Source organism: Klebsiella africana, assembly GCF_020526085.1.
Taxonomy (GTDB): domain Bacteria; phylum Pseudomonadota; class Gammaproteobacteria; order Enterobacterales; family Enterobacteriaceae; genus Klebsiella; species Klebsiella africana.
On the sequence record NZ_CP084874.1, the window covers coordinates 4,621,859 to 4,642,369 of the forward strand.

16 protein-coding genes and 1 pseudogene are annotated in these 20,511 nt (G+C 61.3%); 10 read left to right on the top strand and 7 right to left on the bottom strand.

The genetic code is table 11. The annotated features are described in order from the left end of the window. Positions 1 to 438: 438 nt before the first annotated feature. The 8 genes and pseudogenes from LGL98_RS22235 to LGL98_RS22270 form a co-directional block, all read left to right on the top strand. A pseudogene (locus tag LGL98_RS22235) lies at positions 439 to 534 on the top strand (carbonic anhydrase); the annotation flags it as partial. Beyond that, positions 531 to 2,000, top strand: coding sequence for a SulP family inorganic anion transporter (locus tag LGL98_RS22240; protein ID WP_136033111.1), 1,470 nt, complete (start codon positions 531 to 533; stop codon positions 1,998 to 2,000). The pseudogene LGL98_RS22235 and the gene LGL98_RS22240, both read left to right, overlap by 4 nt. Before the next feature lie 111 nt (positions 2,001 to 2,111). Continuing rightward, the gene (ahr, locus tag LGL98_RS22245; protein WP_136033109.1) at positions 2,112 to 3,131 is read left to right on the top strand and encodes an NADPH-dependent aldehyde reductase Ahr; all 1,020 of its coding nucleotides are present in this window, start codon (positions 2,112 to 2,114) and stop codon (positions 3,129 to 3,131) included. A 130-nt stretch (positions 3,132 to 3,261) separates the two neighbouring features. Further along, positions 3,262 to 4,146 (top strand): carbohydrate ABC transporter permease, encoded by an 885-nt coding sequence (locus LGL98_RS22250; protein WP_012737244.1) that lies wholly within the window; start codon positions 3,262 to 3,264, stop codon positions 4,144 to 4,146. Continuing rightward, positions 4,136 to 5,023, top strand: coding sequence for a carbohydrate ABC transporter permease (locus LGL98_RS22255; protein WP_136033107.1), 888 nt, complete (start codon positions 4,136 to 4,138; stop codon positions 5,021 to 5,023). The genes LGL98_RS22250 and LGL98_RS22255 overlap by 11 nt, the downstream gene beginning before the upstream one ends. 10 nt (positions 5,024 to 5,033) lie before the next feature. Next, positions 5,034 to 5,858: a phosphodiesterase gene (locus LGL98_RS22260; RefSeq protein ID WP_136033105.1), complete on the top strand. Its 825-nt coding sequence runs from the start codon at positions 5,034 to 5,036 to the stop codon at positions 5,856 to 5,858. Between the two features lie 5 nt (positions 5,859 to 5,863). After that, on the top strand, positions 5,864 to 6,937 hold the full coding sequence (locus LGL98_RS22265) for an ABC transporter ATP-binding protein (RefSeq protein ID WP_023317451.1): 1,074 nt from the start codon (positions 5,864 to 5,866) through the stop codon (positions 6,935 to 6,937). Further along, positions 6,930 to 8,240: an ABC transporter substrate-binding protein gene (locus tag LGL98_RS22270; RefSeq protein ID WP_136033103.1), complete on the top strand. Its 1,311-nt coding sequence runs from the start codon at positions 6,930 to 6,932 to the stop codon at positions 8,238 to 8,240. Before LGL98_RS22265 ends, LGL98_RS22270 begins: the two co-directional genes overlap by 8 nt. Positions 8,241 to 8,425: 185 nt before the next feature. On the opposite strand, the gene iolE is transcribed toward LGL98_RS22270, so the two are convergent. Genes iolE through iolD form a run of 4 tightly spaced genes read right to left on the bottom strand, consistent with a single transcriptional unit; the run spans position 8,426 to position 13,275 of the window. After that, a complete protein-coding gene (gene iolE, locus LGL98_RS22275; RefSeq protein WP_004192343.1) occupies positions 8,426 to 9,325 on the bottom strand; it encodes a myo-inosose-2 dehydratase in 900 nt (299 codons plus the stop codon). A gap of 23 nt (positions 9,326 to 9,348) precedes the next feature. Further along, entirely contained in the window at positions 9,349 to 10,233 is an 885-nt protein-coding gene (locus LGL98_RS22280; RefSeq protein ID WP_020316399.1) for a sugar phosphate isomerase/epimerase family protein, read from the bottom strand. 41 nt (positions 10,234 to 10,274) lie between these two features. Beyond that, positions 10,275 to 11,288 carry a bifunctional inositol 2-dehydrogenase/D-chiro-inositol 1-dehydrogenase gene (iolG, locus tag LGL98_RS22285; RefSeq protein ID WP_004186740.1) on the bottom strand — a complete coding sequence of 338 codons (1,014 nt, stop codon included), beginning with the start codon at positions 11,286 to 11,288 and terminating at the stop codon, positions 10,275 to 10,277. A 46-nt stretch (positions 11,289 to 11,334) separates the two neighbouring features. Beyond that, entirely contained in the window at positions 11,335 to 13,275 is a 1,941-nt protein-coding gene (gene iolD, locus LGL98_RS22290; protein ID WP_136033101.1) for a 3D-(3,5/4)-trihydroxycyclohexane-1,2-dione acylhydrolase (decyclizing), read from the bottom strand. 505 nt (positions 13,276 to 13,780) lie between these two features. Here iolD and LGL98_RS22295 point away from each other — a divergent pair. After that, the gene (locus LGL98_RS22295; protein WP_136033100.1) at positions 13,781 to 15,694 is read left to right on the top strand and encodes a bifunctional 5-dehydro-2-deoxygluconokinase/5-dehydro-2-deoxyphosphogluconate aldolase; all 1,914 of its coding nucleotides are present in this window, start codon (positions 13,781 to 13,783) and stop codon (positions 15,692 to 15,694) included. A 151-nt stretch (positions 15,695 to 15,845) separates the two neighbouring features. Next, positions 15,846 to 16,703, top strand: a complete 858-nt coding sequence (locus LGL98_RS22300) for a MurR/RpiR family transcriptional regulator (RefSeq protein ID WP_004152190.1) — start codon at positions 15,846 to 15,848, stop codon at positions 16,701 to 16,703. Between the two features lie 882 nt (positions 16,704 to 17,585). On the opposite strand, the gene LGL98_RS22305 is transcribed toward LGL98_RS22300, so the two are convergent. From LGL98_RS22305 to LGL98_RS22315, 3 genes are all read right to left on the bottom strand, one after another. Next, positions 17,586 to 17,843: a hypothetical protein gene (locus LGL98_RS22305; protein ID WP_168435268.1), complete on the bottom strand. Its 258-nt coding sequence runs from the start codon at positions 17,841 to 17,843 to the stop codon at positions 17,586 to 17,588. 71 nt (positions 17,844 to 17,914) lie between these two features. After that, a complete protein-coding gene (gene iolB, locus LGL98_RS22310) occupies positions 17,915 to 18,724 on the bottom strand; it encodes a 5-deoxy-glucuronate isomerase (protein ID WP_004177654.1) in 810 nt (269 codons plus the stop codon). A gap of 18 nt (positions 18,725 to 18,742) precedes the next feature. Beyond that, positions 18,743 to 20,248, bottom strand: coding sequence for a CoA-acylating methylmalonate-semialdehyde dehydrogenase (locus LGL98_RS22315; protein ID WP_004146794.1), 1,506 nt, complete (start codon positions 20,246 to 20,248; stop codon positions 18,743 to 18,745). Positions 20,249 to 20,511 lie beyond the last annotated feature (263 nt).

Sequence of the window (20,511 nt, forward strand, 5' to 3'; positions counted from 1 at the left end):
CTCATTTCACTCTCACCTGCATTCCTATCACCATCCATTTCTCCCCAAACCAATCCCCAATATCCCCTCCCCCAATACTTCCCCCAACCCCATCCACCACCATTCCTATATATTCCAGAAAGTTTTAGCCAATGCCTTTTTGTTATTCATCCGCCCCGCAGTCAAATATTAATTTCATCAATATTTTTATAACTTTACATTAATGAAAAGTTTTCTTTTTGCCGTTTATTCCAGGATTTTCCTCAGGCGTGAAGGGTTCCGGTAAACACTATTTTTACTAGTCGCTGTACGAGTCTTGATGGACATATTCACTCGGTGAATTAACTCAGGAGAATACTTGTGACGACGTTAAAACCTTTGCTGGCCCGCAATCGCTGCTGGGTGCGGCAGAAGTATCAGTATGACCCGTACTATTTCGAAAAATGGATCGACGGGCAGCGGCCCCTCAGCCTGCACGGCTGCGTCTACGATCTGGCTTCCGGCCATTTAACCACCCTCGTCGAACACCTCTCACCGCAGGAGCACGCCCCATGAATACGTTTCGTCAGGACTCTCTCGCCGGCATCGTCGTCTTCCTTGTCGCCCTGCCGCTGTGCCTCGGCATCGCCCAGGCCAGCGGCTTACCGCCCTTCGTCGGCCTGCTGACCGGCATTATCGGCGGCCTGGTCGTCACCGCCCTCAGCCCCTCCCGCTTCGCCGTCAGCGGCCCCGCCGCCGGACTGGTCACCATCGTCGTCGCCGCCATTGAATCCCTGGGTTCCTTCTCCGTCTTCCTGATGGCGCTGGTGCTGGCCGGCGTGCTGCAGCTGCTGTTCGGCATCCTGCGGGCCGGGCGCTTTATCTCGCTGGTTCCCGCCAGCGTCATCAAAGGCATGCTGGCGGCGATCGGCATCTTGCTGATTATGCAGCAGATCCCCGTCGCGCTTGGCACAGCGGAAGAGACCGGGCTTGCCGAAGTGGTGCAAGGCAATGCCGCTTTCTCTGTCACTGCGATTGCCGTCGCCGCGGGCGGCCTGCTGGTACTCTGGCTGTGGGGTTCGCCGCTTATCCGCCGGGTGAAGAGCCTGCGCTGGATCCCCGGGCCGCTGATCGCCGTTCTGCTCGGCTGCGTAACCACCCTGCTGCTGACCCATTTTGCGCCGCAGCAGCTGGCCGCTCTGCCGCGTATTACCCTGCCGGCGTTCGGCAGCCTCGGCGATCTACTGGGCGAGCTGGAATCTCCGGCGTGGAGCGCATGGCGCAATCCGTCGGTATGGGTGGTGGCGCTGACCCTGGCGCTGGTCGCCAGCCTCGAAACCTTGCTCAGCCAGGAGGCGCTGAAAAAGCTGCGCCCGCAAAATCCGCCGCCTTCGCCGAACCGCGAAATGGTCGCCCAGGGCGTGGGCAATCTGCTCTCCGGCGTGCTGGGGGCAATGCCGATCACCGCTGTCATCGTCCGCAGCTCGGTGAACGTCAGCAACGGCGCGCAAAGCAAACTGTCGATCTTTATCCACGGCGTCCTGCTGCTGATCTGCGGTCTGTGGTTCAGCGGCCTGCTAACCTTAATCCCGCTCGCCAGCCTCGCCGCCGTGCTGCTGTATACCGGCTATAAGCTGGCGACGCCGCGGCTGTTCATCGAGCAGTTCCGCCAGGGGGCGGCGCAGTACGTCCCGTTCCTCGCCACCATCGGCGGGATTATCGCCTTCGGCATGCTGGCGGGGATTGGGATTGGTCTTGCCACCCAGATGGCGTTCAGCCTCTGGCGCAGCCATCGCCACTCGCTGCAGCTGGCGCGCTACGATGACCACTACGTGCTGCGCATCCAGCAGAATCTGACCTTTATGCACAATCCGCATCTGCTGGCCCTGCTGGCGAAGATTCCGGAAAAGAGCGTGGTGATCGTCGAGCACGACAGCGTTGGCTATCTCGACCCGGACGTGCGGGCGGTGCTGGATGATTTTGCCGAGAGCGCCCCGCAGCGCGGCATCCGCCTTAATCAGTGGCCGCTGGCCAGCCGCTGACTTTAACGGGCGGCTGGTCCGCCCGCTTCGCGACCCCTCCGATTGCCAAGCGCCGTGGAATGCCATGCTCTACACTTTCTGGGTTATCAAGCCAACCCCAAGGAAATAAACATGAGCATCATTAAAAGCTACGCCGCCAAAGAAGCGGGCGCCGATCTGTCGCTGTGGGAATACGATGCCGGCGAGCTGCAGCCGGAAGATGTCGAAGTTGAAGTGGAATACTGCGGGATCTGCCATTCGGACCTGTCGATGATCGACAACGAATGGGGGATGTCGAGCTACCCGCTGGTGGCCGGCCACGAGGTGATTGGTCGGGTGGCGGCGCTGGGCAGCGCGGCGCAGGATAAAGGGCTGAAGATTGGCCAGAAGGTCGGCATCGGCTGGACGGCGCGCAGCTGCGGCCATTGCGACGCCTGCATCAGCGGCAACCAGATCAACTGTCTGGAAGGCTCGGTGCCGACCATTCTCAACCGCGGCGGCTTCGCCAATAAGCTGCGCGCCGACTGGCAGTGGGTGATCCCCCTGCCGGAGAGCATCGATCTGGCGTCCGCCGGCCCGATGCTGTGCGGCGGCATCACCGTCTTTAAACCGCTGCTGAGCCACCACGTCACTGCCACCAGCCGCGTCGGGGTGATCGGCATCGGCGGCCTCGGCCATATCGCCATTAAGCTGCTGCGGGCGATGGGCGCGGAAGTGACCGCCTTCAGCTCCAACCCGGCGAAAGAGCAGGAAGTGCTGGCGATGGGCGCCGATCGCGTGGTGAACAGCCGCGATCCTGAAGCCTTAAAAGCGCTGGCCGGTCAGTTCGACCTAATCATCAACACCGTGGCGGTGGACCTCGACTGGCAGCCGTACTTCGAAGCCCTGGCTTACGGCGGCAACTTCCATACCGTCGGCGCGGTGATGAAGCCGTTCCCGGTGCCGGCCTTTACTCTGATCGGCGGCGACCGCAGCATCTCCGGCTCGGCGACCGGTAACCCGTCCGAACTGCGCACGCTAATGAAGTTCGCCGGGCGCAGCAAAGTGGCGCCAACCACCGAGCTGTTCCCGATGTCGCAGATTAACGAAGCGCTGAAGCACGTTCGCGAAGGCAAAGCCCGCTACCGCGCGGTACTGAAAGCCGACTTCTGATGGTTCTCTCCCGCCGGGCGGCCCGCTCGCCCGGCGTTTTCCCCGTCGCTTCATCAAACCGTCATCTCCCCGCCATGCCTCTGTAGTCATTGCTTCCCACAATCCGGGCTTCGATAAATGGCTGAACGAGATGCGCGTCACCATGAGAAAGACCTGGCTTCCCTGGCTGATCCTGTCGCCTTCCCTGCTGTTTTTACTGCTGTTTACCTGGTTCCCGCTGGGGCGTTCGGTGTATGACAGCCTGTTTGATACCCGCATGGCCAGCGACGGCGCGCAGTACGTCGGGCTGGATAACTTTGCCCGCCTGTTTGCCGACGGCGTTTTCTGGCAGTCGCTGGTCAATAATCTGCTCTATATCCTGCTGACGGTGGTGCCCGGGGTGACCCTCGCCCTGCTGCTGGCGGTCGCCCTGAGCGAGAACCATCGCGTCAACCGCTGGCTGCGCACCGCCTTTTTCTTCCCGATGATTATCCCGATGGTCAGCGCCGCCGCGCTGTGGCTGTTTATCTTTATGCCCGGCCTCGGCCTGCTCGACCACTATCTGGCGAAGCTGTTCGGGCCGATGAATAATAACTGGCTGGGGCGCAGCAACAGCGCGCTGCTGGCCCTGGCGCTGATCGGCGTGTGGAAGTTCGCCGGCTATTACATGCTGTTTTTCCTCGCCGGGCTGCAGAGCATTCCGGCCTCGACGCGGGAAGCGGCGCTGATGGAAGGGGCTACCCGCACGCAGGTCTTTTTTAAGGTCACGCTACCGCTGCTGCGCCCGACGCTGAGCTTTGTGATCACCACCGCGCTGATCTACTCCATCACCCAGATCGACCACGTGGCGGTGATGACCCGCGGCGGGCCGGACAACGCCACCACCGTGCTGCTCTATTACATTCAGAATCTCGCCTGGGATACCCACGACCTTGGTAAAGCCTCCGCCGCCACCTTCCTGACCCTGGCCGGGCTGTTCGCCTTCTCGCTGATTAACCTGAAACTGCTGGAGAAAGGAGCCCACTATGAGCGCTGACATCTCGCCGCTGCTGGTCCGCACGCCTACCGCTACGCGTCCGCTGTGGCTACGCCTGCGCCGCTCGTCGCCCTTTACGCTCACAGTATTAATGTGCTGCCTGGCGCTGCTGTGGATCAGCCCGTTTATCTGGATGCTGGCCACCTCGTTCAGCGCCACCACCTTCGGGGAAGATATGGCCTCGCTGCTGCCCCGCCTGCCGCTGACCCTCGATAACTTCCGCGACGCCTGGAACAGCGCCGACTGGCTGAGCCTGTACGCCAACACCCTTATCTTCACCTTCGGCACCTTCTGCGTGCAGCTGTTGACCATCACCACCGCCGGGTACGTCTTCGCCTGCCACGAGTTTCGCGGCAAGCAGACGCTGTTTCTCCTGTTCCTGGTGCAGCTGATGATCATGCCGGTAGTGATGATGGTACCGAACATGCTGACCCTGAAAACCTTCGGCCTACTCAACACCCTCACCGGGGTGATGATGCCCTACTTCACCTCGGCGTTCGGCGTGTTCCTGATGCGTCAGGCGTTCCTCGCCATCCCGAAAGAGCTGGAGGAGGCGGCGCTGATGGAGGGCTGCCGCTGGTGGCAGGTGCTGTTCCGCGTACTGCTGCCGATGTCCTGGCCGTCGGTGCTGGCCTTCGCCACCGTCAGCATTACCTACCACTGGAACGAGTACCTGTGGCCGCTGATGATGCTCAACGATCCCGATAAGCAGGTGCTGACCGTCGGGCTGGTCTCCTTCGCCATGGGCGCCGAATCCGGCGGCCAGTGGGGCACCATCGGCGCCGGGACGCTGATGGTCTGCCTGCCGCTGATGCTGGCGTTCATCCTTTTTCAGAAACAGTTCCTGCGGAGCTTCGGCTTCTCCGGGATCAAATAAGGAGTGATTCATGCTGTTAGCGCACATTTCCGATACCCATTTCCGCAGCCGCGGCGAGAAGCTGTACGACTTTATCGACGTCAATGCCGCCAACGCCGACGTGGTCTCCCAGCTTAACGCGCTGCGCGAGCGCCCGGACGCGGTGGTGGTGAGCGGGGATATCGTCAACTGCGGCCGCCCGGAGGAGTATCAGGTGGCCCGCCAGATCCTCGGCAGCCTGAACTATCCGCTGTATCTGCTCCCCGGCAACCACGACGACAAAGCCCATTTTCTCGAGCATCTTCATCCGCTGTGCCCGCTGCTGGGCAACGATCCGCAAAATATGCGCTATGCGGTGGATGACTTCGCCACACGCCTGCTGTTTATCGACTCCAGTCGCGCCGGCACCTCAAAGGGCTGGCTGACCGACGAGACCATCAGCTGGCTGGAAGCCCAGCTGTTCGAGGGCGGCGACAAACCGGCCACGGTGTTTATGCACCACCCGCCGCTGCCGCTGGGCAATGCGCAGATGGACCCGATCGCCTGCGAAAACGGCCACCGTCTGCTGGCGCTGGTGGAGCGTTTCCCGTCGCTGACGCGCATCTTCTGCGGCCATAACCACAGCCTGACCATGACCCAGTATCGCCAGGCGCTGATCTCCACCATTCCCGGCACCGTCCATCAAGTGCCGTACTGCCACGAAGACACCCAGCCCTATTACGACCTCTCCCCGGCTTCGTGCCTGATGCACCGTCAGGTCGGCGAGCAGTGGGTGAGCTACCAGCACTCGCTGGCCCACTACGCCGGGCCGTGGCTGTACGACGAAAACATCAGTTGCCCAACGGAAGAGCGCTAACCGCCATGCTCAGTCTGCAAAACATCAGTAAACGTTTCGACGGCAAACCGGCGCTCAGCGCCCTGTCGCTGGATATCCACGAAGGCGAATTCGTGGTGCTGGTCGGCCCGTCGGGCTGCGGGAAAAGCACCCTGCTGCGCCTGCTCGCCGGGCTGGAGCCGGTCAGCGAAGGCCAAATCTGGCTGCATGATGAGAACATCACCGCCGCCACGCCGCGCGAGCGCAACTTCGCGATGATTTTCCAGAACTATGCCCTGTTTCCGCATCTGTCGGTGCGCGACAACATCACCTTCGGCATGAAGGTGCGCAAGGAAGAGAAAAGCAGCTGGCAGCCGCGGGTGGACAAAGTGGCGCAGATGCTGCAGCTGGAGGCGCTGCTCGACCGCAAACCGGCGAAGCTCTCCGGCGGCCAGCGCCAGCGGGTGGCGATGGCCCGGGCGATCGTGCGTAATCCGCGGCTGTTCCTGATGGACGAGCCGCTCTCCAACCTCGACGCCCGCCTGCGCAGCGAAGTGCGCGACAGCATTATGGCCCTCCACCAGCAGTTGAAAACCAGCACCATCTATGTGACTCACGATCAGACCGAGGCGATGTCGATGGCCGACCGCATCGTGGTGATGAACGGCGGCCACGTACAGCAGGTCGGGCGCCCGGAGTACCTGTATGCCAACCCGGCCAACCTGTTCGTCGCCGGGTTTATCGGTTCGCCGGCGATGAACCTGCTGTCGCTGCCCTGCGCCAACGGTGAAGTACTGTTGGGAGAACAGCGCCATCCGCTGCCGCCGCGCCACCGGGATCAGACCCGCGTCTGGCTGGGCGTTCGCCCGGAACATATTACCGACCGCGTGGAGGAGGGCCATCTGCGCCTGCCGGCCACCGTTCTGCAACGAGAACTGATGGGAGCCGATTACCTGCTCCACGTTAGCACCCCGATCGGCACCCTGCGCTTTAGCCGCCGCCACCGCGGCACGGTGCCGGAGAAAGGCGAGTCGCTACCGATCGGCTTCTCGCCTGCCGATGTGCATCTTTTTCATGCTGAGACCCAGCATAATTTATTGATGGAGTGTAATCATGTTTAAACCTTTTACGCTAGTCGCGGTTGGCCTCAGCCTTGCCCTGAGCGGCGCGGCGCTGGCAAAAGAGAAAATAGACTTCATGTTCCCGGCGCCGGTGGACGGCAAGCTGACCATGGAGATGACCCGCGTCATTAAGCAATTCAACGACTCGCAGCAGGATGTCGAAGTGCGCGGGATCTTCACCGGCAACTACGACACCACCAAGATCAAAGCCGAATCGGCGCAGAAGGCCGGCCAGCCGCCGGCGCTGGTGATCATGTCCGCCAACTTCACCACCGATCTGGCGCTGAAAGATGAGATCCTGCCGATGGACGAGCTGTTTAAATATGGCGATCAAAAGGCCGGCGATTTTCTGCAAAAGGAATTCTGGCCCGCGATGCATAAGAACGCCCAGGTGATGGGCACCACCTATGCGATCCCGTTCCATAACTCGACGCCGATCCTCTACTACAACAAGACGATGTTCGATCAAGCCGGGATCAAACAGCCGCCCCAGACCTGGGCCGAGCTGCTGGCTGATGCCAAAAAGCTGACCGACGAGAGCAAAGGCCAGTGGGGGATCATGCTACCGTCGACCAACGACGACTACGGCGGCTGGATCTTCTCGGCACTGGTGCGCGCCAACGGCGGGAAATACTTTAACGAAGACTATCCGGGCGAGGTCTATTACAACTCGCCGACCGCCATCGGCGCCCTGCGCTTCTGGCAGGATCTGATCTACAAGGACAAGGTGATGCCGTCCGGGGTGCTGAACTCGAAACAGATCAGCGCCGCGTTCTTCTCCGGCAAGCTCGGGATGGCGATGCTCAGCACCGGCGCGCTGGGCTTTATGCGCGAGAACAGCAAAGACTTTGAGCTTGGGGTGGCGATGCTGCCGGCCAAAGAGCTGCGTGCGGTGCCGATCGGCGGCGCCAGCCTGGTGAGCTTTAAAGGCATCAACGAGGCGCAGAAGAAAGCGGCGTATCAGTTCCTGACCTATCTGGTGAGCCCCGACGTGAACGGCGCGTGGAGCCGCTTCACCGGCTACTTCTCGCCGCGCAAGGCGTCATATGATACGCCGGAGATGAAGGCCTATCTGCAGCAGGATCCGCGGGCGGCGATCGCCCTTGAGCAGCTGAAGTACGCCCATCCGTGGTACTCCACCTGGGAGACCGTGGCGGTGCGTAAGTCGATGGAGAACCAGCTGGCGGCGGTGGTTAACGATGCCAAAGTGACGCCGGAAGCAGCGGTGCAGGCGGCGCAGAAGGAAGCCGACGCGCTGATGAAACCGTATGTGGATAAGACCGCGCTGGCGGAAGTGAAGTGACGTGTTATCCGTCATCGTCACCCTCACCCTGGCCCTCTCCCTGAGGGAGAGGGGACGGTACGGCGCCGTGGTTGAGCCCTGAGTCCGGGAGAGGGAACTGTCCGGCGCTGTGGTTAAGCCCTGGGTCCGGTTGAGAAAGAAAAAAAGCAGGCCATACCCGGTATGGCCTGAAAATGTCACAACGATTAGATCCCTGCCGTTTCGCGGATATATTTGCGCGCTTTGACGGCGTATTCGAAAGGATTGGCCAGAGCAGGATCCTGCTCGGCTTCCACTACCATCCAGCCTTTATAGCCAAAGTCGTCCAGCAGCTTGAACACCGGACGGAAATCGATCACCCCGTCGCCCGGGACGGTGAAGGTGCCTTTTTTCACGCCATCGAGGAACGACAGGCCGTCACGGCGCACCTGGTCGATCACCGGCGGGCGGACGTCCTTCAGGTGAACGTGGTTGATGCGCGGCAGATACTTTTTGAGGATCGCCAGCATCGGCGCTTCGCCGCCTTCGGAATACCAGGCGTGGCCGGTGTCGAACAGCAGGAAGACGCGCTCGTCCACCAGCGACATAAATTTGTCGATTTCCGCGGTGGTCTGAATGCCGGTGCCCATGTGGTGATGCAGACAGACCTGCATCCCCTTCTCCGCCGCCAGGCGGCCGAGGGTGTTGTAGCCTTCTGCCACCCGCTGCCACTCTTCTTCGCTGAAGCACGGCTTCGCATCGCCGAGGATCGGTTTATCCAGCCCCTGGATGCTGCCGCTCTGCTCGGAGCAGCCAATCACTTTCGCCCCCATCGCATGAAGGAAGTTCATGTGATTGACGAATTCATCAATGGTTTTTTCCCGTTGGCCGTTGGCGAAAAAGGTGCTGAACCAGGCGTTGCAGATCTGAATGCCGCGAATATCCAGCATCGGCTTGAGAACCGCCGGGTCGCGCGGATATTTGCTGCCGACTTCGCTGCCGGTAAAGCCGGCCAGCGCCATTTCGCTGACGATCTGCTGGAAAGTGTTTTCGCTGCCGAGCTCCGGCATATCATCGTTAGTCCAGCCGATCGGGGCGATAGCCAGTTTGACGTTATCTTTGTTCATAGTAGGGCTCCTGCCGCTGCGCCTTAGCGGCGCAGCAATTCACGTTCAATGAGTTCACGGGTTTCCACTGCCTGGTATTTCATTTTTTCCGGGTAGCCAAACAGCGAGGTGGCGACAATCGGCTCCCCGCCGACCTTGAAGGTCTGCTCGGCGAATTTCATTTCGCGCAGGGTGCGGAACAGCGCGTCGAAATCCACATCCCCTTCTCCGACGCCTACGTGCTGGTGCACCACGGCATCCACGCCCGGCGGGTTAACGATATAGCGGCAATGTTTCGTATGATTGCGGGTGTCCGCAATCAGGACATGGGAGAGATCGCTCCCGGCATAGCGCAGCATGCTCGCCACGTCGCCGACGCCTTTGTCGTAGAAAAAGGTGTGCGGCACGCTGTAGACGTACTTCACGTTATCGCTGCGGAACGACTTCACGATATCGACGGTTTCATTGTTCTCTTCGCAGAAATCCCAGGGATGCGCCTGGATCTCCACGCGGATGCCTTCCCGCTCAAAAATCGGCAACAGCTCTTCCATTGAGCGATAGAACATTTCATCGCAGATCTCAGGCTGATTCGGATCGCCGGAGAACTCGGTGTTGATCACCTGAACGTCCATCTCCACCGCAATTTCCACCAGCCGTTTCCAGTTTTTCACCGCCGCCTGACGGCGCAGTTCGTCCGGGCCGGACCAGCGGTAGACGCAGATAAACGACGACAGCTCAAGGCCGGTATCGCGCAGCGCCTGCTTGTACTCCGCCATGATCTCCCGGCTGGCGCGCGGGTGCTTGTAGAACGGGTTAATCTGCGGGTGCGGCGACTGTTCAATGTACTTGTAGCCCCACTCCGCTACCTGATGGACCATGCGGGTGATCCCGAGGTCCTTAATCACATCCACATCAAAGGCAATTTTCATCGTCGTTACCTGTGCAAAGAAGTTCCGTCAGCAAAACGTGCTTAACGTTTGTAGAATGCCGGGCACTCAGGCAGCGTCACTTCAACCGGCTCGCTGGTTCCCTGCGCTTTAATGCAGGCGTCCGCCGCCACCGACGCCGCGTAGCCGTCCCAGGCCGACGGGCCGTGCAGCTGACCGGCTTTGACGTCGTTGATAAAGGCCTGCAGCTCGACGTCGTAGGCTTTGATAAAGCGGTCTTTCCAGTCGGTCAGAATGGCGGTCGACAGGCTGGCGGACTTGCGCATCTGGACGGCAGACGGCTCCGGCAGACGGGCAATCCCGGTCTCGCCGACCACTTCGCACTGGATGTCATACCCGTACTGGCAGTTCACGAACACTTCGACGTCGATCAGGGTGCCTTTTTTGGTTTCAAAGGAGACGATCTGCGGATCTTTCAGGCGCGCATGGGTGTGCGAGGTGGAGCGCGGGAAGCGCACCTGTACGGAACGGTAGTCATCGTTCAGCAGCCAGCGCAGTACGTCCAGCTCGTGGATCAGGGTGTTGGTGATCGCCATATCGGTGGTGTAGTTCTCGCCGACCGACTGGTTGCGGTGGGCGCAGCGCAGCATCAGCGGTGCGCCGATATCGCCATCGTCGATCACTTTTTTCAGCGCCAGATAGCCTTCGTCGTACGGGCGCATAAAGCCAACCTGCACCAGACGACGGCCGGCCTTCATTTCGGCATCGACGATGCGGCGGCAGCCTTCCGCGGTCATCGCCAGCGGTTTTTCGCAGAATACCGGCTTACCGGCGGCGATGGCGGCCAGAGTGTACTCTTCGTGGGTCGGGTCCCAGGAGGTGACCAGGATGGCATCGACATCGCTGGCGTTAATCACGTCGTGGCCGTCGGCGTAGACTTCCGCCTGCACGCCCGGCAGCGCGACCGCCGCGCGGGCGTTGTCGGCATTGATATCAGACACCGCCACAACGGTGGCGCCCTGCAGAACCTGGGTGCAGCGACGGATGTGTTCTTTACCGATAGCGCCAGCGCCGATGACACCTAATTTGAGCGACATAATGGTTTTCTCCGTAAGTCTGTAGGATTCAGAGTGGATGTTCGTTTTAGTAATCACGCGCCTGGGCGCGCTTTTCATTAATCATTTGCGCCACTTTGCGGATCCGCTCAGAGAGCGCCGTCTGGGCGACCCCGACGTTCCACCAGCTGCCGTATTTGTGCACCATGGTCTTCGGCAGCACTTTAATATCAATCAGGGTGCTGACCGTTTCGCGACGGGCGGCGTCCAGCGCGTGGCGCAGTTCGTCCAGGGTGGTGACGCGCCAGGTTTTGCAGCCGTAGCCGGCGGCGATGGTGGCGAAGTCCACCGGCACCAGGCCGCCCTGCAGCTGGCCGGTTTCCGGCTGGCGGTAGCGGAACTCGGTGCCGAAGCTGTCCATCCCGTGCTCCATCTGCAGGTTGTTGATGCAGCCGTTGGCCATGTTGTCGAACAGCACGACGTTGATCTTCGCCCGCTCCTGCAGGGAGGTGACCAGCTCAGAGTGCAGCATCATGAACGAGCCATCGCCGACCAGGGAGTAGACTTCGCTCTGCGGCTGCGCCAGCTTCACGCCCAGCGCGGCGTTGACTTCGTATCCCATGCAGGAGTAGCCGTACTCCACGTGGTAAGTGTTTTCCGCGCGGTTGCGCCAGACGCGCTGCAGATCGCCTGGCAGGCTGCCCGCCGCCGCGACGATCACCGCCTCGGCCGGCAGCGTTTCATTCAGTACTCCAAGGACGCTGCTCTGGGTCAGGGTGGAGTCGGTGATCTGGCGGAACTCGCGATACACCGATTCGCGATCGAGATGATCGTCGATCTCCGGCACAAAAGATTTTTCCTGCCACACCGCCTGGTAGACGCGCTGGGTCTCTTTTAACTGACGGCTCTGCACGCTCTCGATCTGCGCGCCCCAGCCGGCCTGCCAGCCGCTGTCCGCCAGCGCCGCGTCGAGGGCGGTCATTGCTTCCCGGGCGTCCGCCAGCATGGCAATGCCGTCCAGCTTCCAGGCGTCGAAGTTGCTGACGTTAATATTCAGGAAACGCACCTCCGGGTGCTGGAAAATCCATTTCGAGGCGGTGGTAAAATCGCTGAAGCGGGTGCCGACGCCGATCACCAGGTCGGCCTCTTTCGCCAGCAGGTTCGCCGCCAGGCAGCCCGTCTCGCCGACGCCGCCGACGTTCAGGGGGTGAGAAGAGACCACCGTCCCCTTCCCGGCCTGGGTTTCGGCGAAGGGCACCCCGTAGCGCTCGGCGAAACGGAACAGCGCTTCGCCCGCGCCGGAGTATTTCACCCCGCCGCCGCAGACGATCAGCGGTTTACGGCTGGCTTTGATGGCCGCCACGGCGTCCGCCAGCTGCGCGGCGCTGGCCGGGCGGCGGTCGAGTCGGTGCACGCGGCGCGCAAAGAAGGATTCCGGGTAGTCCCAGGCTTCGCCCTGCACATCCTGCGGCAGGCACAGCGTCACCGCGCCGGTTTCCGCCGGGTCGGTCAGGACGCGCATGGCGTTGATGCAGGCGCTCATCAGCTGTTCCGGCCGGGTAATGCGGTCCCAGTATTTGCTGACCGCGCGGAATGCGTCATTGGTGCTGATGCTGAGATCGTAGCTCTGTTCAATCTGCTGGAGCACCGGGTCCGGCTGGCGGGTGGCGAAGACATCGCCCGGCAGCAGCAGCAGCGGAATGCGGTTGGCGCTGGCGGTGCCGGCGGCGGTGATCATGTTGGCCGCCCCCGGACCGATGGAGGAGGTGCAGGCGATAATCTGCCGGCGCAGGGCCTGGCGGGCAAAACCGGTGGCCGCGTGGGCCATCCCCTGCTCGTTACGCCCCTGATAGACGCGCATATCGCCGCTGTCCTGCTCCAGCGCCTGCCCCAGCCCGAGGACGTTGCCATGGCCGAATATCGCGAAAATGCCTTTCACGAACTTCAGCTCTACGCCATCCACTTCCAGGTACTGGTTATCGAGGAACTTCACCAGCGCCTGCGCCGTTGTCAGTCTCAGTTTGCCCATGATGCACAATCCTTATTGTTCAGTATTTGTGTGTGGCGTCGCGCCGATGCCGCCGGGGCCGTCGTTCACGTCACTGGAATACCTGTGGATTATAGGCAAACATTTTTTTCATTAAACACAAATACAGAAGAAATATTTCATTTTGCGAGAAGGATCAAACTCTCTACCCATTTCATACGTTTCACTTACATTCCAGACACGTTTTCGGACCCTTTTTTGCCGCGCCGCACGGCAATATCCCCTTAAAAATCATAGGTAAATCGATGTCATGTGGCGTTTCATTTTCCCCTGGGGCGACAGAGGGGGCGATCCGCGCTCACGCGAGGCTCAGTGCGGCAGAGTGGTAGATCCCTCACACTTTTGGTTTTTTAATTTCGAACGAGTTTGCAAATGAAATATTTATTTCTCAAACTAAGGGTAACCAATAACCCTCAGGCTGTTCACGGAGTCGACGTCGGGATCCCGACCCTTCCAGGCAGCAGACACCAAAAAGGAAATCCTAGCTATGAATGCAGCAGTAAAGCGGCTCGACGTCATCTGTATAGGTCGGGTGGCCGTCGACCTCTATGCCCAGCAGATCGGTTCGCGGCTAGAAGACGTTGCCAGTTTCTCTAAATATCTGGGCGGCTCCTCCGGCAACGTGGCCTTTGGCACCGCGATTCAGGGGCTGAAATCGGCCATGCTGGCGCGCGTTGGCGATGAACACAACGGCCGTTTCCTGCGCGAAACGCTCAACCGCGCCGGGGTGGATACTGAGTATCTGATTACCGACAAATCTCGCCTGACCGCGCTGGTGATGCTGGGGATTAAGGATCAGGAGACCTTCCCCCTGATTTTCTACCGCGATAACTGCGCCGATATGGCCTTAACGCCTGACGACATTAGCGAGGAGTATATTGCCTCCTCCCGGGCGCTGGCGGTGACCGGCACCCATCTGTCGCACGCCAATACCCGCGCCGCGGTGCTGAAGGCGCTGGAATACGCTCGCCGTCACGGCCTGCGTACCGCGCTGGATATCGATTACCGTCCGGTGCTGTGGGGGCTCACCTCGCTCGGCGATGGCGAAACGCGTTTCATTGAGTCCGGTCCGGTCACCAGCCAGCTGCAGGAAGTGCTGCATCTGTTCGATTTGGTGGTGGGAACCGAAGAAGAGTTTCATATTGCCGGGGGCAGCACCGATACCCTGACCGCGCTGAAAAATGTGCGCAATGCCACCAAAGCCACCCTCGTCTGTAAGCGCGGGCCGATGGGCTGCGTGGTGCTGGAAGGCGACATCCCGGACAGCTGGGACCAGGTGCCGCTGCAGCAGGGCGTGCGCGTGGAGGTGCTCAACGTGCTGGGCGCCGGGGATGCCTTTATGTCGGGTCTGCTGCGCGGCTGGCTTAACGACGAGGGCTGGGAGCAGGCTTGCCGCTATGCCAACGCCTGCGGCGCGCTGGTGGTCTCCCGCCACGGCTGCGCGCCGGCGATGCCGACCAAAGTCGAACTGGATGACTACCTGCAGCGTGCCGAATCGGTGCCGCGCCCGGACGTCGACGAGCGCCTAAACCACCTGCACCGGGTCACCAGCCGCCGTCAGCAGTGGCCGGAGCTGTGCATTTTCGCCTTTGACCATCGTAAACAGCTGGCCGACCTGGCGCGGGAGACCGGGCGCGATGAAGCCTGCATTCCGCAGCTCAAGCTGCTGTTGTTGGCCGCGGCCGAAGCGGCGGCGCAGGAGGCGGGTCTCGAGCAACGCAGCGGCATTCTGGCCGACGGCACCTACGGCCAGCGTGCGCTGAACGCCATTACCGGCAAGGGCTGGTGGATCGGGCGCCCTATCGAGCTGCCCAGCTCGCGGCCGCTGCGTCTGGAGCATGGCAACATCGGCTCACAGCTGATCGACTGGCCGCTGGAGCATGTCGTCAAATGCCTGGTCTTCTATCACCCGGACGACCCGGCGGCGCTGCGTGCAGAACAGGATGCCCTGCTGCTTGAGGTGTGGCAGGCCTGTAACAAATCAGGCCACGAGCTGCTGCTGGAGGTGATCCTGCCGGAAAATGGCCCGGATAAAGACGAGCGCCATTACCACACCATGCTGGAACACTTCTATCAGCTGGGGATCAAGCCGGACTGGTGGAAGCTGCCGCCGCTCTCCAGCGCCAGCTGGCAGCAGATCACCGCCCTTATCGAGCGCGAAGATCCGTGGAGCCGCGGGATCCTGATCCTCGGCCTCGACGCGCCTTCCGACAAACTGCGCGCCGGTTTCGCCGAGGCGGCCGCACACCCGATGATCAAAGGTTTCGCCGTCGGGCGCACCATCTTTGGCCAGCCGTCGCGGCGCTGGATGCAGGGTGAGCTCAGCGATGAGGCCCTGATAGAGGAAGTGAAACGCAACTACCTGACGCTTATTGGCTACTGGCGCGAAGCCCGCCGCTGATCCCCCAACGCCCGTCTCTGTCACCTTGCGGAGCGGGCGTTTTTCTGTTTCTTCGTGAAATGAATCGCGTATTTCGTCGCAATAAATGAAAAATTCGCTTCATTTGGTACACTGGAAGCCATATTCCTTCCAATTTCTCAGAGCGCACTCTATGGCCAATAACCCAACACAGCTGACCATCCTGCAGGATGAAATCAGGCGTCGCTACGATACGTTAAGCAAACGCCTGAAACAGGTCGCCCGCTATATCCTTGATAACAGCAATAGCGTGGCTTTCGATACCGTGGCCTCCATTGCGCAACAGGCGGATGTTCCCCCTTCCACGTTGATTCGTTTTGCCAACGCCTTCGGCTTCAGCGGCTTTAACGAAATGAAACAGATGTTCAAGCAACATTTGATGGAAGAGACCGCCAACTATACCGAGCGCGCCCGTCTGTTCCGCCAGACCACCAGCGATGAGTCCAGCCCGCCGGAAACGCCGACGGAAATCCTCAATATGTTCACGATGGTGAACAACCAGGCCCTGCAGCAGCTGGCGATGCAGACCTCCAGCGATGATCTGGAGCGCGCGGTGGCCCTGCTGGGCGAGGCGGAAAATATTTACGTCATTGGTCTGCGCCGGTCGTTCAGCGTCGCCTCCTATCTGACCTATGCGCTGCGCCACCTCGATCGCAAAGCCTTTCTGATCGACGGCCTCGGCGGCATGTTCACCGAGCAGTTGAGTCTGGTCGGCCCGAAAGACGTGGTGGTGGCGGTGAGCTTCTCGCCGTACGCCCGGGAAGTGGTCGAGCTGGTGGAGCTGGGCGCGCAGCGCAAAGCGCGGCAGATCGCCATTACCGACAGTCAGGTCAGCCCGCTGGCGGCCTTCAGCGACGTCTGCTTTGTGGTGCGGGAAGCGCAGGTGGATGGCTTCCGCTCGCAGGTTGCTTCCCTGTGCCTGGCCCAGACGCTGGCGGTTTCGCTGGCGCTGAACAGCAGCCAGGAGTCCGAGGCCAAGCAAAAGGCGTGAGATAGGCTGCCTGGCGTCAGTTGCCCGGCGGAGTGGCATAAGCCTGCGGGAGGATCCCGTAGGCCGGATAAGCGTAGCGCCATCCGGCACAAGGCGGGTATGGCGCCGGGGATGTCCTCCCCGGCGGCGCTGCGCTTGCCGGGCCTGGGGTACAGGGGCTTACGGGAGGATGCCGTAGGCCGGATAAGCGTAGCGCCATCCGGCACAAGGCGGGTATGGCGCCGGAGGTTCCTGCCCGGCGGCGCTGCGCTTGCCGGGCCTGGCGTATAGGAGCTTACGGGAGGATCCCGTAGGCCGGATAAGCGTAGCGCCATCCGGCACAAAGGCGGGTATGGCGCCAAAGGTTCCTGCCCGGCGGCGCTGCGCTTGCCGGGCCTGGGGTATATGCGCCTGCGGGATGCCGTAGAGACTGTTATCGGTTTGCAACTTTCTCAGCCAGGCAAAAGCGTTTATCACATGTAACTTCAGCGAAATTTGCGCTCCCGGTTAATCGTCTGCGTTATGTCACTCATGGCGCAGGGAGCGCACAGGGGGCGGCCATTCGCCGCCGCCCCCTGTACCCCCGGGCTCCGGCCAGCAACATCGCCGCTACGCGGTCCCTTCGACTTATCCCTGCAGGCTTCGGGTCGGGCCGAGGCAGCGTCCGTGCAAAACACGGCCCTCAGCCCGCATCCATGCGGGCTGCCCCGGCCTTCCGGGAACGTCTCAGCGATGTTGAGGCCGTCAGCACCGGCAGTTTCAGCAAGAATGGTGAATAAATTAACGGCAGGTCGCACGAACCGTAGGCCGGATAAGCGTAGCGCCATCCGGCACAAGGCGGGTATGGCGCCGGAGGTGTCCTCCCCGGCGGCGCTGCGCTTGCCGGGCCTGGCGTATAGGAGCTTACGGGAGGATCCCGTAGGCCGGATAAGCGTAGCGCCATCCGGCACAAAGGCGGGTATGGCGCCGAAGGTTCCTGCCCGGCGGCGCTGCGCTTGCCGGGCCGACGGTATAGGGGCTTACGGGAGGATGCCGTAGGCCGGATAAGGCGAAGCCGCCATCCGGCACAAAGGCGGGTATGGCGCCGGAGGTGTCCTCCCCGGCGGCGCTGCGCTTGCCGGGTCGGGAGTGGGATTCCGCGGAGCGTTTCGCTAAAAACACCCGCTACCCTCAAATAAGAAGGCCGGTTAGCATCGCTAACCGGCCTTTTGTAGCCGCTTCTGCACCGCGCGTCAGTCGTGGCGCGGGTACTCCGGCGTGTTGATCCAGGCGTGGTCATCTTCCCAGGTGAACAGCCATTTCCGGTCCGGCCCGGCCATCACGTTCAGATAGTAGCTGTCATAACCGGCAATCGCCGCCACCGGGTGGTAACCGCGCGGCACCATCACCACGTCGTGGTTATAGGGCGCCATACAGGCGTCCAGGCTACGGTCGTCGGTGTAGACCCGCTGGAAGGCAAAGCCCTGTGGCGGATCGAAGCGGTGATAGTAAGTCTCTTCCAGCTGCGTCTCTTTGCCCGGCTGGGCGGTATCGTGCTTATGCGACGGCCACGAGCTGGTGGCCCCCTCGTCGGTGTACACCTCCACCACCAGCAGGCAGTCCGCCTCGGCGCTGTCCGGCAGAATATTATGCACCCGGCGCTGGTTGCGCCCTTTCCCGCGGTGCTCTACGCCGACGTCTTCCGGCCGAATGAGGCGTGCCGGGAAGCTGCCTTTGCCGGGCGCGCTGCATACCGCCAGCTCCAGATCGGAATCGGCGGTTACCTCGACTTTATCCTGCGGCGGCACGTACACCGACCACGGCGGGGTGCGTTCAAACGGCGACATCCGTTTACCGAGATTCGGGAAATCGGCATGTTGCGTTTTCACCGACGCCAGCCCGGCGACCAGCACCAGGCACAGCTCGCGATCGCCGCTCTCCAGCGTCACGGTCTGCCCTTTTTTCAACATCCAGACATCAAAGCCGATATAGCGCCAACCGGCGCTTTGCGGCGTAATATGCTGGATCTGTCCCTCTTTTCGCGATTTAGCCAGTAACGACATGGCGCTCTCCTTCGCCGATTAACCTAATGTCGGCATGCTGAATTCAGATACGGTCTGCTGCCCTGCCGGCCAGCGTACGGTGGCGGTCTTCATGCGCGTGTAGAAGCGCACGCCGTCCGGCCCGTGGACGTTCAACGCGCCAAACACCGAGCGCTTCCAGCCGCCAAAGCTGTGGAATGCCATCGGCACCGGGACCGGCACGTTCACCCCAACCATCCCCGCCTGCACATCGTGGACGAATTCACGCGCGGTGTGGCCGTTGCTGGTGAAAACGGCGCTGCCGTTGCCAAATTCGTGGCTGTTGACCAGCTCCAGAGCGCTGTCATAATCCGCCGCGCGCACAATCCCCAGCACCGGGCCAAAGATCTCTTCGCGCCAGATGGTCATCTCCGGGGTGACGTGATCGAACAGGGTGCCGCCGACATAGTAGCCCGCGTCGTAACCCGGCACGCGCAGTTTGCGGCCATCGACCACCAGTTTTGCCCCTTCGCTTTCGCCTTTATCAATATAGCCGAGCACTTTTTTCTGGTGGGTATCAGACACCACCGGTCCCATCTCGTTCTCTTCCTGGCCACGCATGCAGCCCGGACCTACTTTCAGCGCTTCCACCAGCGGCTTCAGGCGGGCGATCAGTTTGTCGGCGGTTTCATCTCCCACCGCCACCACCACCGGCAGCGCCATGCAGCGCTCGCCTGCGGAGCCAAAAGCGCCGCCCATAATGGCGTTAACGGTAGCGTCGAGATCGGCATCCGGCATCACAATCGCGTGGTTTTTGGCGGCGCCGAAGGCCTGCACGCGCTTGCCGTGGGCGCTGGCGGTCTTATAGATATACTCCGCCACGCCGGAGGAGCCGACGAAGCTCACCGCCGCAATACGCGGGTCAGTGTACAGCTGCTCGGCATCTTCATTGCTGCAGTGCACGACGTTAAACACGCCGTCCGGCAGACCGGCCTCTTTCAGCAGCTCTGCCAGACGCACGGCGGCCGTCGGCGCCAGCGCGGGCGGCTTGAGGACGAAACTGTTGCCGCAGGCCAGCGCCAGCGGGAACATCCACATCGGCACCATCGCCGGGAAGTTAAACGGGGTGATCCCTGCCACCACGCCCAGGGGCTGCATCAGCGAGTAGCTGTCGACGCCGGTGCCGACGTCAGAGGAGTATTCGCCTTTAATCAGGTGCGGGATCCCGCAGGCGAATTCGACCACTTCCATGCCGCGGGTCAGCTCGCCCAGCGCATCCGACCACACTTTACCGTGCTCACTGACGATGATCCCGGCCAGCTCTTCCACGTGCTGCTCCAGCAACATTTTGAAGTTGAACAGCACGCGGGCGCGGCGCAGCGGCGTGGTACGGGACCAGCTGTCAAACGCATCGCGAGCAACCTGAATCGCCTCGGAGACTTCCTGCGCGGTCGACACCGTGACTTCGCGCACCGCTTTGCCCGTCGCCGGATCGTACACCGGCATCGTTTCGTTGCTGCTGCTGATAACAGTTTTCCCGCCAATAAAGTTTCCTGTGATCGTCATGTTCTCGCCTCATAGTGAAGGGGGGCCAACACACCGGCCCGTCGCTGATTCTGCTGTGCTATAACCGTAGTAAAATGAAATTTATATTTCAACATTGATGTGAAATGAAATTCCATTTTGGTGATAACAGTCGCATTTTGCGCTGTCCGTTCGCCTGTGCGCTTCCCGCATCGCGCTTCACTCCCTCACGACACCAGGCTTCCCGCCGCTGTCGCCCCGGCAGTCGGGGCCGGTGATATTTTGCGAGACAGCTCAAACATTCA

Bases quoted from the DNA above. Each gene is read 5' to 3' on its own strand.
- iolD (WP_136033101.1), bottom strand. From the start codon at position 13,275: ATGGGCAAACTGAGACTGACAACGGCGCAGGCGCTGGTGAAGTTCCTC.
- LGL98_RS22255 (WP_136033107.1), top strand. From the start codon at position 4,136: ATGAGCGCTGACATCTCGCCGCTGCTGGTCCGCACGCCTACCGCTACG.
- iolB (WP_004177654.1), bottom strand. From the start codon at position 18,724: ATGTCGTTACTGGCTAAATCGCGAAAAGAGGGACAGATCCAGCATATT.
- LGL98_RS22300 (WP_004152190.1), top strand. From the start codon at position 15,846: ATGGCCAATAACCCAACACAGCTGACCATCCTGCAGGATGAAATCAGG.
- LGL98_RS22295 (WP_136033100.1), top strand. From the start codon at position 13,781: ATGAATGCAGCAGTAAAGCGGCTCGACGTCATCTGTATAGGTCGGGTG.
- LGL98_RS22280 (WP_020316399.1), bottom strand. From the start codon at position 10,233: ATGAAAATTGCCTTTGATGTGGATGTGATTAAGGACCTCGGGATCACC.
- LGL98_RS22250 (WP_012737244.1), top strand. From the start codon at position 3,262: ATGCGCGTCACCATGAGAAAGACCTGGCTTCCCTGGCTGATCCTGTCG.
- LGL98_RS22265 (WP_023317451.1), top strand. From the start codon at position 5,864: ATGCTCAGTCTGCAAAACATCAGTAAACGTTTCGACGGCAAACCGGCG.
- LGL98_RS22240 (WP_136033111.1), top strand. From the start codon at position 531: ATGAATACGTTTCGTCAGGACTCTCTCGCCGGCATCGTCGTCTTCCTT.
- ahr (WP_136033109.1), top strand. From the start codon at position 2,112: ATGAGCATCATTAAAAGCTACGCCGCCAAAGAAGCGGGCGCCGATCTG.
- LGL98_RS22315 (WP_004146794.1), bottom strand. From the start codon at position 20,248: ATGACGATCACAGGAAACTTTATTGGCGGGAAAACTGTTATCAGCAGC.
- LGL98_RS22270 (WP_136033103.1), top strand. From the start codon at position 6,930: ATGTTTAAACCTTTTACGCTAGTCGCGGTTGGCCTCAGCCTTGCCCTG.
- LGL98_RS22260 (WP_136033105.1), top strand. From the start codon at position 5,034: ATGCTGTTAGCGCACATTTCCGATACCCATTTCCGCAGCCGCGGCGAG.
- iolG (WP_004186740.1), bottom strand. From the start codon at position 11,288: ATGTCGCTCAAATTAGGTGTCATCGGCGCTGGCGCTATCGGTAAAGAA.
- iolE (WP_004192343.1), bottom strand. From the start codon at position 9,325: ATGAACAAAGATAACGTCAAACTGGCTATCGCCCCGATCGGCTGGACT.